The organism is Thermaerobacillus caldiproteolyticus, from assembly GCF_015326725.1.
GTDB lineage: Bacteria > Bacillota > Bacilli > Bacillales > Anoxybacillaceae > Thermaerobacillus > Thermaerobacillus caldiproteolyticus.
The window spans coordinates 1,725,392-1,738,116 of the sequence record NZ_CP064060.1 but is presented as its reverse complement, the minus strand read 5'-3'; the positions used below and the strand labels follow the sequence as shown (position 1 = coordinate 1,738,116).

Below are 12,725 nucleotides of genomic sequence, written 5' to 3'. Positions count from 1 at the left end.
AAGATCGGACAACACGCTACAACTTTTGACGGAGATGATAATCATACCGATTAAGAATCAAAGTTCCATCCGCGCTCCGATGTAGAGAGTTACTTTCTTTTTTATAATGAACAACAAATAAGCTAGCGGAGCGTGAGGAACATGATTATGGTGAACGATGTGATTCATAAAATGATTTATGATCTTGAAAAAAAGCAGGATGAACTTAATAAAAAATCGATCAAACGAAAAGGCCTCTAAACATATGATGTGTTTAGAGGTTGTCTTTTTGTCTACATAACGATCAGCTGACGGGGCATAATAAAAAAAGGTGATAAATGATGTACACTGCAATAGAATTGCAACGATTTGTGGAACAAGCGAAACCATACGCGAAATATGGAAAAGTGGCCAATTATATTCCTGCTCTTAGCAAGGCCAACCCTGATGACTTATCCATTGCCATTTATTATCCTGATGGAACGGTTGTTTGTGCGGGAGATACGGAGAAAAACGTAACGCTCCAGAGCATTTCGAAAATCATTACTCTCGCGTTTGTGTTAATGAATCGTGGAGAGAAAGCTGTATTTCATAAAGTCGGAATGGAACCGACGGGCGATCCGTTTAACTCGATTGCCAAATTAGAAGAAGTACAACCAGCAAAGCCGCTGAATCCAATGATTAACGCTGGTGCGTTAGCGGTCACACATATGATTGATGGCACAACCGTAACGAAACGGTTTCATCAATTGTTAACGTTCGTGCACAGTCTGACGGGGAATGCGGCGATCACGTACTCTAAGGAAGTAGCTCAATCGGAGTTTGAAACGGCATTTTTGAACCGCTCGTTATGTTACTTTTTAAAGCAGCATGGCATCATTGACGAGGATGTCGAACAATTAATGGATTTATATACAAAGCAATGTGCCATTGAAATGACTTGTATCGATTTAGCGAGAATAGGACTTGTTTTTGCGATGGATGGGTTTGACCCTATCACAAAACAACGGATCATGCCGCCTCATGTCGCCCGCATTTGCAAAACATTTATGGTCACATGCGGCATGTATAATGCTTCAGGGGAGTTTGCGATTAAAATTGGCATTCCAGCCAAGAGCGGAGTCTCAGGCGGAATCCTCGCCGCTGTCCCAGGACGTCTTGGCATCGGCATCTTTGGCCCCGCCTTAGATGAAAAAGGAAACAGTATTACCGGCATGAAACTGTTAGAACTGTTATCCAAAACCTATTCGCTGAGTATATTTTAAGCCTATAGAATAACTCTAGTATGGAGGGATCATAGCCATGAAATCCTTTACTGTCCATTTTCATAGCGAAGACCAGATGGAAAGCATCACTGTTCAAAAGCTAAGTGCGGATGATTATAATAAGGTGACTGAAGGCGGGACAAGACATTTGTTTGATTTGGACACCAATATAGGTTTTTTTGTATTTTTTGATGCGGAAGACACGAATGGGAATGAATCATATCTTGTTCTTCAATATGAAGACGATAGCGAAGATCCGAGCGCTTGCTACTCTTTTGAACTGAAAGATTTTTATGAATTTGCGGCATTATATTTAAACGATTTGGCATTCAGCGACGAAATCAATGAGGAAGAGGAAGAATATGGACCGATTCACCATTTGGCCCATCTGATGTATCACATCGTCGAGGAAGGAAAAGCAGTAGAAGTTTGACAAAGCACATCCTGGATCGATTTTGATCCAGGATGAAAACATGGTTGTCGCTTGCCTTACATGGCGAGCCGCAACTGCTTTTCTATATTTCCCTTAATAAGCTTTAACTCTTGACCGTCAACGATCAAATCGATCAATACACCATTGAATATATCTTGATTTGTCTTTTTATAGTTGGATTGTAAATATTGAACGCGGTACCATTTTCCATCATGCTGGAAGTACATGTAACGGCCTCTTGTAAAATCAATCCAAAATTTTACGTACTTCCCATTCAATATTTTAAGGACATACCCCCATGATCTCCCTTGATGGGAATCCGTCATTTTTGGTCTGCCTGAATTGATTACTTTATAATATAATCTATTTTTCATATCATAGAGCATCATCGCTTGATTACCTCCTGTTTTGTTATCTATTACATATATAGATAGGATGATAGAAGATTAGACTCGTTTTTAGTACAAAAAATTTTCGTATTGAACTGCTGCATTATACATTGCAAGGAGAATGGCTATGAAGGATGCCCGGGTTCATTATGATAACTGGTGCTTTAAAGCACGATCATATTATGACGATTCACGTGTTCACATTGAAGCTAGAGGGCTTGAAGAGGGGAATACAAGTGTTTACATCTCCACTCCTTAGTTTAACAAAGGCCCGCATGTCTTCGGTACGTGTTTTATTTCATATGTACAGATTAAAGGAATGCTGCACACTTGTTTCTTTTCTATTGTTGAACTGCCTCTCTATCCATTCCTTTTAATTGTTTTGATCCGATATCGATAACATGTAAATGTTAAGCTGGATATGCTATTGGCTACAAAAAGGCTTAATAAAAATAGCTTCTTTATATAAAGGATTGAATTGAATGGTTTGCCAATAAAGCGGTTCGGTCATTTTGGTATAAACAGGAATATAGGGTCCTTTTGTGGAATGGATATAAATAGAGGATCTTTATGGAGGTGTGGATATGAGCATTGGGAAAGAGTACTTAAAGGTTGTTAGGGAACGTTTTTTGGATATGAAAAACACAGCAGAACGAGCAATGGAGCAATTGTCTGAAGAAGAGCTTTTTTACTGTTTCAATGAAGAATCAAACAGTATCGCGATTATTGTCAAACACATGAGCGGCAACATGATTTCCCGATGGACCGACTTTTTTATTTCCGACGGTGAAAAACCGAACAGAAACCGTGATGCTGAATTTATCAATGATCTGAAAAGCAGGGAAGAACTCCTCGCTTGCTGGGAAAAAGGATGGGAGACATTTTTGAACACTTTAAATGAAATGCACGAAAATGACCTTTTAAAAACTGTTACCATCCGAAATGAACCTCATTCCGTCATTCAAGCCATCGAACGGCAAATGTACCATTACTCTTATCATGTTGGACAGATTGTCTATATCGCCAAACAAATTAAATCTAAGCATTGGAAGACGCTGACGATTCCAAGGAGGAAGTAATTAGAGTGGCATTATTTTTGGAAATGAATATTTAAAAACTTTTTCGATATTTTTAACTTTTTCTAAAGACTAGCTTTTTTTAAAGAGGTGGATAGAATTAGCCAAATGACGTGTTTTAGTTTTAGAACAGCAGCAAGACTCAGTTTTTAATTAGCTATCTCAAAAAAGAAAGTTGCTATAAAGCTAACCTTCTTCAAAAATGATTATCTATTTGTATTTCAGGATTTCGCTTTTGTAATTGATAAATAAATTCATCTTTATTTTTCGGTGAGATGGTAACGATTTCAAAGTTTCCATAATTAATTTCTATTTTATCCATGGATAAAGCAGGTGCTGCAAATGGATTTTTTGTTGTCCTTACACTGCTTATTTCTTTGATGTTTATTGTTTTCCTGTAAGGTCCACTTTTGACCATAATCTTGGACTCCTCAATTTTATATCCCGTATCAAACCAGATCCAAGATAGTAACAGAGCCGGAACAATCATGATGATCATCGTAATGAGTTTGTTGTTTAATATAGAAGGAAGCATAATGACTCCTATTGGCTCTATAGCAAAAATTGGTGGGATAATAAAAACGAATATGGATAACCAAATAATGATTGCCATCCATACGTCTTTTTTTGATGGAAAATACATTTCAACGCCCTCCCTTCATTACCAATTATACGTTCTTAGCGAATGATAAGTTTCATTAATTGGAAATAAACAACTTTCTACAAGCATTTTTTATTGACTTGTTATTATTTCGATGTTTCACAATATCTAAATCTAAGAATGAAACCAGCTCAAATATGGTTGAGCATTTTCTCACCAATCCATTGAATCGTTGTATCCAGCCTTTCAAACGGCTGTTGTTTACGTTTTGGATATGGTAAATTCTTTTAAACTCTTTCTATACCATCTGATTTAAAACGAAAAAGTTCTCCAAAGCGTATTGTACATTGACAATTTAGAGTTGATTTCACAATTCGTCCTCTATCAAGAACGTCTGAATAAGTGGCTTCTTGACGGTCACTTGCGATTAAAACGCATACTTGTTCGTGATTAACGCCACGAAATTTTGAAGAATTGCCACGTTTGCGTGGTGTCCTCTCTTTAACTTTAATGTTTCTTTTTCCTTTTTCAGAGGATAGGAAGTACGCGTTTTGTCCATTTCTACAATTCCTGAGATGCGTTAAAATTCATTTGTATAACAAATGTCCTCCTTCATTTGATGTTTTTAGAGGAGAAGTTCCGTTCCTCCCTTATTTTTCAAGAGAAGCTGACATTCAATGAATTCTTCCATAAACATCACTCTGAAAATCTAGGAGATGGACCTCAATGGTCTTTTTTAAGTTCAACTACAAACGTTGGCTTGAAACTATCATTACATATGTTTGCTATATATCCCTCAGCCTTTTTATGAGATTAAGGTTTCCTGTTATTTCTTTTTTAATGTAAAGTCCTATAAATAAAAAGACTTTCAAGTTCAAGATAAAACCCGCCTTGAGTTGAGAGCCTCTAGTGATTTAGTGATATATTAAATCTAATGAAAAAGATATGTAAAGTCAGAGTCTTAAAAAGCAGGGAAAAAATTTCTGCATTTACTTACTTGGCTCAGAAATTTTTTTAAAAATTAACTTTACTTATCGGAATAATATGAATAAAATGAATAAAAATCACGTGAAACTGATTAGTCATCCAAGAGCTCTTGAGTGCATCTACATTCGGGAGCTTTTTGTTTTCATATTTAAAAAAAGAGGGGGAGAAACATGAACATTGATTATATTGAAGCGTTTATGTATGTCGTCCATTTTAACAGCATTCATAAAGCAGCAGAAGCGTTGTTTTTATCACAGCCAACGGTTACGGCGCGGATCAAAGCATTGGAGCGAGAGCTGGATACGGAACTGTTTAAACGGCAAGGCAGAAGCATTACACTGACGGAAAAAGGAAAAATGTTCGTTCCATATGCTGAGCAGATTCTCCGCACTTTCCATCAGGGGAAAAAACAACTGAAAAAAAGAGCGGATCAGGAAGAGGTTGTCATTGGAGCCAATCTCATTACATCTCAATATTTTATTCCGTTTGCACTGCCGCTCTGGAAAAAAGCGCATCCAGATCTTCGTTTTAAGTTTATTTCAGCGTCTAACGAGGTGCTGATAGATAAGCTGCTTCAAAAGCAGATTGATGTGGCGTTTATGAAAGAAGTGTCGCATCATGCGTTGCAGCATAAACCGCTCCTTGACAATTCGATCCGGCTTGTTGTCAAGCCGGGACATCCATTTCAGTTTCAGTCAAAGTTGTCCGCGCAACAGCTGGCACGTGAACCGTTAGTGTTTTTTGAGTGCGGCGCATTTGACTGGAATCGCGTTCACAAAATCTTTGAAGTAGAGAACGTGGAACCACGAATTGAATTTCAGGTGGATCATCTGGAAGTGGCAAAATCGCTCATTCAAAGTGGATGCGGGATCGGATTTTTGCCTTATTTATGCATTAAAAGTGAACTGGAAGCTGGCCAACTGGTGGAAGTCAACGTCGATCATCTGATGATGCTAAAACAGTATATCCATGGAACATATTATGGACCTGAGTCCCCTTTTATATGGAATACCATTCTTTCATCGGTTGAAAAATTTAAAAAAATGCAATTACATCAGTATCGCAAACGAATTGATAGATTTTTTGGATGAATTGTATAAATCTTTCTATCACCGGAAGTATTGCCTTTTCACTATTTCCGGTGGTAGGATAAATCACAAAAACAAAACCTATTATTCATATATATAAACTAAGAATAAAAACAGGGGGAATACATATGAGTTATCGGCTTGGTTTGTTAGATCAAAGCCCAATTCCTGAGGGGGCTTCGGCATTTGATGCCTTGCAGCAGACAGTCCATCTCGCTCAAAAAGCCGAAGAATGGGGATATTCGCGTTTCTGGGTATCGGAACACCATTACACGGAGCAACTGGCGGGGGCGTCGCCAGAAGTATTAATTTCATATTTGCTTGCCCGGACGAATTCGATTCGGATCGGGTCAGGAGGAGTCATGCTTCAACATTACAGTCCTTTTAAAGTTGCGGAAAATTTCCATGTTTTGTCTTCTCTTGCGCCTGGGAGAGTTGATCTTGGCATTGGGAAGGCGCCGGGGGGACTTCCATTGTCAACAAAGGCATTACAGTTCGGAACGATGAATGACGGAAAAGACTTTAAAGAGCGCCTCGTTTTTTTACAAAAGTTAATTGAAGATGCAGTCGACGAACATCATCCGCTCGCTGGCATTCGAGCTACACCAATCCCTCCAGAAAAACCTGAAATCTTTTTACTTGGAGCTAGTCCCCAAAGTGCGCAACTAGCCGCTGACCTTGGCGTTGCTTTTGTATTCGGCCTATTTCTTAATGGTGATATTAAGGTGCTTGAAGAAGCGGCACGCGTTTATCGAAAGAACTATCCGGATGGGTGTTTTCTCGTATCCGTTGCCATTGTCGCTGCCCCTTCACAACAAGAAGCGGAGCAATTGGCGGGAGAGCAAAAAATATTCAAAGTGCATCTTCAAAGCGGTCGTACAGTAACAGTTCAATCATTGGAGCAAGCGCATGCCTTCGGAAAGCAAGCTGACGAAGCTTACGAAGTGGAAGAACAAGCTAGCAATATTATTGCAGGCACGCCTTTATATGTCAAAGACGTTTTAACAAATTTTCATAAAAAATATCAAGTGGATGAATTTATTTTGCACACCCCGCTTCAAAAAACAGAAGAACGGATTCGGACTTTTCAATTGCTAAGTCCAATTCATTCGAATGAGGACTACACCAATGAAGAAAGGGATGAAGAATATGTCTCATAAAAAACAGATTCAATTAGGAATTATGTTGCACGGTCCAGGCAGTCACATGAACGCATGGAAAGACGCAAGTGTTCCAAAAGATGCCAGTGTTAACTTTCCGTATTATAAATCCATTATCCAACAAGCAGAGGCAGCAGGATTTTCTTTCGCCTTTGTTGCAGATGGATTATATATTAATGAAAAATCAATTCCTCATTTCTTGAATCGCTTTGAGCCGCTGACCATTTTATCTGCCCTTGCAGCAGTAACATCGAGAATAGGGCTGGTTGGCACGGTATCGACGACTTATAGTGAACCATTTACTGTTGCCCGCCAATTTGCATCACTGGATAAAATAAGCGGTGGCCGTGCTGGATGGAATGTAGTCACTTCTCCTTTGGAGGGGTCTGCAAGAAACTACAATAAAGGAGAACATCCACCGCATTCGCTTCGGTATGAAATAGCGGAAGAATTTTTACAAGTCGTAAAAGGACTGTGGGATTCATGGGAAGATGATGCTTTCGTACGAAACCGTGAAACCGGGCAATTTTTTGACCGAAATAAGCTTCATGTTTTGAATCATAAAGGCCGTTTTTTTTCTGTTGAAGGTCCATTAAATATCGAACGTTCGAATCAAGGGCAGCCTGTCATTTTCCAGGCAGGTTCTTCCGAAGCCGGCAAGAATCTGGCTGCAAAAGAGGCAGATGCTGTTTTCACCAATGCAGAGACGCTTGAACAGGCACAGGCTTTTTATGAAGATGTGAAACAGCGGGCGGAAGCGAATGGACGGAACAGAGACGAGATTCTCATTTTCCCGGGGATTCATCCGATTGCTGGAGCAACTATTGAAGAAGCGGAAGAAAAATACAAAGCGATTCAAAACCTTGTGTCGATCGAAGAGGCGCTTCATTATTTAGGACGGTTCTTTGATCACTTCGATTTCAGTGTATTTCCGCTTGATGAGCCGTTTCCGGATGTGGGCGATGTCGGGAAAAACAGCTTCCAATCGACAACCGATCGGATTAAGAAGAACGCGCGTGAAAAGAACCTAACGCTGCGGGAAGTGGCTTTGCAGGTAACAACTCCAAAAGGAGCTTTTTTTGGAACATATGAGCAGGTGGCCGATCAATTAATTGCCTGGGTGGAGGGAAATGGAGCGGATGGATTCATTTTCGCTCCACCTGTTCTCGGCAGCGGCTTAACCGATTTTATTCAGCACGTCATCCCGATTCTGGAAGAGCGGGGCTACTACAGCCGGGAGTATCAGAGTGATACACTACGTGGAAATTTAGGGTTGCCGTACAAAGAGAATCAGTATATGAAAAAACCAAAAGAAACGACTCATTTTCTATAAAAGGATGTTCTTTTCAAAGCCGCTGCCCGCTTGCGTATAATAGGTGCAAATTTGAACAGCCAAAGCCAATAAATCTTGATAATAACCGGATGGTTAGCTGCCATTTATATTCATAAGAAAGTGTGGAAGACATTTGAAACCCATCGAATTACTTCAGTCCTGCAGATAAAGACTTCCCCGCGCTTTTCGGGCTAACTAGGGAGCTTACGCTTTTTTATAGCTAATAAAACTTAAAACGAATATATATAGTTTCTTTAGAAAATTTAGAAAAGAAAATTGACATTTATAGATTTTAGGAGTAAATTTTTGTATATAAAACTAAACCTATATATTTACTTAGATAAATAAAATCTTGCATACTTTTCACATTTGCCGGTTAGTCAACTAAAGGCATCTTCTTTTTATTCTTAAGCAAAGAAGATAGGTGTCTTTTTTGAAAATTTTTATCAAGATTAAATTGGAAGGGAGAAAATGATTATGTCAAATGAAAGAAAGCTTCAGCCTGAAACTTTAGCGGTGCATGCGGGGCAAGTGCCAGATCCCACAACTTTATCAAGAGCAGTACCGATTTATCAAACAAGCTCGTATGTATTTAATGACAGTCAACATGCTGCTGATTTGTTTAGCTTAAAAGAAGAAGGTTATGTTTATACAAGAATTATTAATCCAACGACCGATGTATTTGAAAAACGGGTTGCTGAGCTTGAAGGCGGGGTGGGGGCGCTTGCGCTTTCATCTGGTCAAGCAGCTGTTTTTTATTCCATCATCAATATTGCTTCCGCTGGAGATGAAATTGTTTCTTCGTCAAGCATTTATGGCGGAACGTATAATTTGTTTGCTCATACGCTGCCTAAATTCGGGATTACCGTTAAATTTGTGGATTCTACCGATCCGAAAAACTTTGAACATGCGATTACAAGCAAAACAAAAGCAGTGTTTGCTGAAACGATTGGCAATCCAAAAGGTGACGTATTAGATATCGAAGCCGTTGCGGAAATTGCTCATAATCACTCTATTCCACTAATTGTTGATAACACAATTCCTAGCCCATACTTACTTCGTCCAATTGACTTTGGTGCAGATATTGTTGTGCATTCTGCAACAAAATTTATTGGAGGGCATGGAAATTCAATTGGTGGAATTATTGTCGATAGTGGAAAGTTTGACTGGAAGAAGAGCGGAAAGTTCCCAGGCCTAACTGAACCAGATCCAAGCTATCACGGTCTCATTTATACAGAAGCTGCCGGAGAAGCTGCCTATATTACGAAAGCACGCGTCCAACTGCTTCGAGATCTTGGTGCGGCATTGTCACCATTCAATTCATTCTTGTTTTTACAGGGACTTGAAACTTTACATTTGCGCTTGGAACGTCATAGTCAAAATGCTTTGGAGGTAGCGAAGTTTTTAGAAAAAGAGGAAGCCGTCGAATCCGTAAGCTATCCTGGTTTAGAAAGCCATCCTTCTTATGAGTTAGCGAAAAAGTATTTACCAAAAGGGCAAGGTGCCATCTTAACCTTTGAAATTAAAGGCGGCGTTGAAGCAGGGAAAAAATTAATTGATTCTGTTCAACTATTCTCTCACTTAGCCAATATTGGTGATTCTAAATCGTTAATTATTCATCCTGCTAGCACTACGCATCAGCAATTAAGCAGTGAGGAACAATTAGCTGCTGGGGTTACACCAGGACTTATTCGTTTATCTGTTGGTACAGAGGCAATTGATGATATTCTATATGATCTAAAGCAAGCAATCAAAGCTAGTCAAGCTGTCACTTCTGTTGTGAGGTAAACTTTTTCTGTTTTATTCCCCTCTTAATTTAATATACCTATTTTGAGCTCAATCGAATGATGATTGAGCTTTTTTTGGTGTGACGAGCATGCTCATCAACTAGTCAGCAACGTGCCAAACATCGGTTAAAAAATGCAATTATATCAGTATCTCAAACGAATTGATAGATTTTTTGGATGAATCGTATAAATCTTTCTATCACTGGAAGTATTGCCTTTTCACTGTTTCTGATGGTAGGATAAATCACAAAAATAAAACCTATTATTCATACCTATAAACTAAGAATAAAAGCAGGAGGAAAACGCATATGAGTTATCAGTTGTTTTGGTAGATTAAAGTCCGATATCTGGCTGTAAAAGAAGCAGATGCTGTTTCCACAAATGCAGAGATGCTCGAACAGGCTTTTTATGAAGATGTGAAACAGCAGGCAGAAGCGAATGGACGGAGCAGAGAAGAGATTCTCATGTTCTTGGGGACTCATCCGATTGTCGGTGCAACCACGGAGTTAATGGAAGAAAAATACAAATAGATTTATTCATAAGGAGGAATTTATGATGTCAAAACCATTATCAGTTGTCGTCTGGTCAAAAGAAGGATGTCACTATTGCCAAGAGGTCAAACAATTTTTAAAAGAAAAGCAGGTAGACTATCAAACCATCGATGTGACGAATCGGGATGAACTGCGTGATATTTTAGAAGTTAAATATGGCATTCGACACGTACCAGTTGTTGAAATTGGTCGCGGGGATGTATACAAAGGGGTGACAAAAGTCGGGCTCAGTTATCTTGCGAAAGTATTGAACGCTCATCTGTAAATTAACTGACTCATTTTCGGCAACTACATTCTGTATGAACGAAGATATTCAAAAAATTTCGGGAATTTTAAATGAACCGTTGTCTTGCATTATCGAAAATAGGGACTCGATTGTGAGTAATAACTGGGAGGAAAGAGGATGAATAAAACGAATCATGTACAGATACATGATATGCTAGCTGAAGATAAAGAAGCGGTGCGGCAGCTTCTGATTGACAGTTACCGGCAGTATGAGCGGGATTATCAAGATCCGAATGTGTGGTTTGATTATTTGGCAGATATTACGGCGTCTGTTGATAATCCGAATGTGGATCGGATTTTGGTGGCGAAGAGCGGCCAAGATATTCTCGGAACCCTTCAACTGTTTGAGTCATCGGAAAAGGCATATGGCCGGCCGGAATTAAACATTTTTTCACCGATTGTCCGACTGCTGGCAGTTCATCCGAAGGCGAGAGGGCGTGGTATTGCGCAAAAATTGTTGAAAGAAAGTATCCGATATGCGCAATCCAAAGGGGCGGTTCACTTGTACTTGCATTCCAGCGATAAAATGCAAAAAGCGATACAACTGTATGAATGGATCGGATTTAAGCGAGATCAGTCAAAGGATTTTCAAAACCATGATATTTTAGTGAAGTGCTATCGGTTCGATATTAAAAAGGAGGTGCCCGTTTGTGGGGCAATCTAATCTGGAAGAGCGCTTAATTGCGATCCGGCGCCACTTTCATCAATACCCAGAATTGTCGGGCGAAGAGTTCGAGACAACGAAAACCATTCGTTCACTTTTAGAGCAAGCAGGTATTCCGATTTTAGAAACAAGCCTCCAAACGGGATTAGTAGCGCAGATAAGCGGGAAAAAGCAAGATCCAATCATTGCTTTGCGCGCTGATATCGATGCTCTTCCCATTCAAGAAGAAACGGACTTGCCTTATGCTTCAAAAATACCGGGGAAGATGCATGCTTGCGGTCACGATTTTCATACCGCTGCTTTAATTGGTGCCGCTTATTTGTTGAAGGAAGAAGAGGAAAAGTTGAATGGTTCTGTTCGCTTCATTTTTCAACCGTCTGAGGAGATTGGTGGGGGAGCAGAAAAAGTCATCGCTGCTGGTCACTTGGAGAAAGTGAAAGCAATTTTTGGCTTACATAATAAACCGGATTTACCGGTTGGAACAGTCGGTATTAAGAGAGGACCATTAATGGCGAGTGTTGATCGTTTTATCATTGAGGTTGAAGGTGTTGGAACACACGCCGCAGTGCCTCATGCAGGCATTGATTCTATTGTCGTTGCCTCACATATTGTTATTGCTTTACAAACGATTGTCAGCCGGCAATTAAGTTCGTTTGATAATGCGGTAATCAGTGTTGCTCACATTTCAGCAGGAAATACATGGAATGTGATTCCGAGAACGGTTTTCTTAGAAGGAACTGTTCGAGCGTTTTCTGCCGAAACGAGGGAAAAGATTCCGAAGTTTATCCAACAAATCATTACTGGTGTTGCCAATGCTCACGGTGCTCAAGCAACCCTTCGCTGGATGCCGGGTCCGCCTCCTGTTCTAAACGAAGAAAAGGCTACTGAGCTATCCGTTCAAACGGCTGAGCAATTGGGATTAAACGTTGTTGAGCCGACGCCATCAATGGCTGGAGAGGATTTTGCTTTCTATCAAAAGAAAATTCCGGGTTCGTTTGTTTTTATCGGGACTTCTGGAACACATGAATGGCATCACCCTGCTTTTACGTTGGATGAACGGGCTTTGCCTATCGCTGCGCGTTATTTAGCAGAAGTGGCGAAAAAGGCATTAAAGCATTTTAAATGAA

General features: G+C 39.7%; 13 protein-coding genes and 1 pseudogene. 11 read left to right on the top strand and 3 right to left on the bottom strand.

The window, feature by feature from the left end; genetic code table 11:
- The first annotated feature begins 320 nt into the window (after positions 1–320).
- A complete protein-coding gene (glsA, locus tag ISX45_RS08510) occupies positions 321–1,244 on the top strand; it encodes a glutaminase A (RefSeq protein ID WP_181555974.1) in 924 nt (307 codons plus the stop codon).
- Between the two features lie 37 nt (positions 1,245–1,281).
- On the top strand, positions 1,282–1,677 hold the full coding sequence (locus ISX45_RS08505; protein ID WP_194520511.1) for a cytosolic protein: 396 nt from the start codon (positions 1,282–1,284) through the stop codon (positions 1,675–1,677).
- Between the two features lie 56 nt (positions 1,678–1,733).
- On the opposite strand, the gene ISX45_RS08500 is transcribed toward ISX45_RS08505, so the two are convergent.
- Positions 1,734–2,066, bottom strand: coding sequence for a hypothetical protein (locus tag ISX45_RS08500; RefSeq protein WP_181555976.1), 333 nt, complete (start codon positions 2,064–2,066; stop codon positions 1,734–1,736).
- Positions 2,067–2,650: 584 nt separating this feature from the next.
- Here ISX45_RS08500 and ISX45_RS08495 point away from each other — a divergent pair.
- Positions 2,651–3,145 carry a DUF1572 domain-containing protein gene (locus ISX45_RS08495; protein WP_194520510.1) on the top strand — a complete coding sequence of 165 codons (495 nt, stop codon included), beginning with the start codon at positions 2,651–2,653 and terminating at the stop codon, positions 3,143–3,145.
- A gap of 193 nt (positions 3,146–3,338) precedes the next feature.
- Here ISX45_RS08495 and ISX45_RS08490 read toward each other — a convergent pair whose 3' ends face one another.
- Together ISX45_RS08490 and ISX45_RS19590 are read right to left on the bottom strand one after the other, a co-directional pair.
- Positions 3,339–3,785 carry a PH domain-containing protein gene (locus tag ISX45_RS08490; RefSeq protein WP_194520509.1) on the bottom strand — a complete coding sequence of 149 codons (447 nt, stop codon included), beginning with the start codon at positions 3,783–3,785 and terminating at the stop codon, positions 3,339–3,341.
- A gap of 18 nt (positions 3,786–3,803) precedes the next feature.
- Positions 3,804–4,320: pseudogene (locus ISX45_RS19590) on the bottom strand (IS1595 family transposase); the annotation flags it as partial.
- A gap of 580 nt (positions 4,321–4,900) precedes the next feature.
- Here ISX45_RS19590 and ISX45_RS08485 point away from each other — a divergent pair.
- From ISX45_RS08485 to ISX45_RS08450, 8 genes are all read left to right on the top strand, one after another.
- Positions 4,901–5,821, top strand: coding sequence for a LysR family transcriptional regulator (locus ISX45_RS08485; RefSeq protein ID WP_194520508.1), 921 nt, complete (start codon positions 4,901–4,903; stop codon positions 5,819–5,821).
- Between the two features lie 125 nt (positions 5,822–5,946).
- Positions 5,947–6,978: an LLM class flavin-dependent oxidoreductase gene (locus tag ISX45_RS08480; RefSeq protein WP_194520507.1), complete on the top strand. Its 1,032-nt coding sequence runs from the start codon at positions 5,947–5,949 to the stop codon at positions 6,976–6,978.
- Positions 6,968–8,311, top strand: coding sequence for an LLM class flavin-dependent oxidoreductase (locus tag ISX45_RS08475; protein WP_194520663.1), 1,344 nt, complete (start codon positions 6,968–6,970; stop codon positions 8,309–8,311). Before ISX45_RS08480 ends, ISX45_RS08475 begins: the two co-directional genes overlap by 11 nt.
- 477 nt (positions 8,312–8,788) lie before the next feature.
- On the top strand, positions 8,789–10,099 hold the full coding sequence (locus ISX45_RS08470; protein ID WP_194520506.1) for a homocysteine synthase: 1,311 nt from the start codon (positions 8,789–8,791) through the stop codon (positions 10,097–10,099).
- Positions 10,100–10,487: 388 nt separating this feature from the next.
- Entirely contained in the window at positions 10,488–10,628 is a 141-nt protein-coding gene (locus tag ISX45_RS08465) for a hypothetical protein (RefSeq protein ID WP_194520505.1), read from the top strand.
- A gap of 25 nt (positions 10,629–10,653) precedes the next feature.
- The gene (locus tag ISX45_RS08460; RefSeq protein WP_181555983.1) at positions 10,654–10,914 is read left to right on the top strand and encodes a glutaredoxin family protein; all 261 of its coding nucleotides are present in this window, start codon (positions 10,654–10,656) and stop codon (positions 10,912–10,914) included.
- Between the two features lie 138 nt (positions 10,915–11,052).
- Complete coding sequence (locus tag ISX45_RS08455; RefSeq protein WP_228485679.1) at positions 11,053–11,598, top strand: GNAT family N-acetyltransferase; 546 nt, start codon at positions 11,053–11,055, stop codon at positions 11,596–11,598.
- Positions 11,585–12,724 carry an amidohydrolase gene (locus tag ISX45_RS08450; protein ID WP_194520504.1) on the top strand — a complete coding sequence of 380 codons (1,140 nt, stop codon included), beginning with the start codon at positions 11,585–11,587 and terminating at the stop codon, positions 12,722–12,724. The genes ISX45_RS08455 and ISX45_RS08450 overlap by 14 nt, the downstream gene beginning before the upstream one ends.
- Position 12,725 lies beyond the last annotated feature (1 nt).

What these genes read in the sequence shown, in the direction of transcription:
- ISX45_RS08495 (WP_194520510.1), top strand. Translation starts at nt 2,651, where the DNA reads ATGAGCATTGGGAAAGAGTACTTAAAGGTTGTTAGGGAACGTTTTTTG.
- ISX45_RS08475 (WP_194520663.1), top strand. Translation starts at nt 6,968, where the DNA reads ATGTCTCATAAAAAACAGATTCAATTAGGAATTATGTTGCACGGTCCA.
- ISX45_RS08500 (WP_181555976.1), bottom strand. Translation starts at nt 2,066, where the DNA reads ATGATGCTCTATGATATGAAAAATAGATTATATTATAAAGTAATCAAT.
- ISX45_RS08470 (WP_194520506.1), top strand. Translation starts at nt 8,789, where the DNA reads ATGTCAAATGAAAGAAAGCTTCAGCCTGAAACTTTAGCGGTGCATGCG.
- ISX45_RS08505 (WP_194520511.1), top strand. Translation starts at nt 1,282, where the DNA reads ATGAAATCCTTTACTGTCCATTTTCATAGCGAAGACCAGATGGAAAGC.
- ISX45_RS08460 (WP_181555983.1), top strand. Translation starts at nt 10,654, where the DNA reads ATGTCAAAACCATTATCAGTTGTCGTCTGGTCAAAAGAAGGATGTCAC.
- glsA (WP_181555974.1), top strand. Translation starts at nt 321, where the DNA reads ATGTACACTGCAATAGAATTGCAACGATTTGTGGAACAAGCGAAACCA.
- ISX45_RS08490 (WP_194520509.1), bottom strand. Translation starts at nt 3,785, where the DNA reads ATGTATTTTCCATCAAAAAAAGACGTATGGATGGCAATCATTATTTGG.
- ISX45_RS08455 (WP_228485679.1), top strand. Translation starts at nt 11,053, where the DNA reads ATGAATAAAACGAATCATGTACAGATACATGATATGCTAGCTGAAGAT.
- ISX45_RS08465 (WP_194520505.1), top strand. Translation starts at nt 10,488, where the DNA reads ATGCTCGAACAGGCTTTTTATGAAGATGTGAAACAGCAGGCAGAAGCG.
- ISX45_RS08485 (WP_194520508.1), top strand. Translation starts at nt 4,901, where the DNA reads ATGAACATTGATTATATTGAAGCGTTTATGTATGTCGTCCATTTTAAC.
- ISX45_RS08480 (WP_194520507.1), top strand. Translation starts at nt 5,947, where the DNA reads ATGAGTTATCGGCTTGGTTTGTTAGATCAAAGCCCAATTCCTGAGGGG.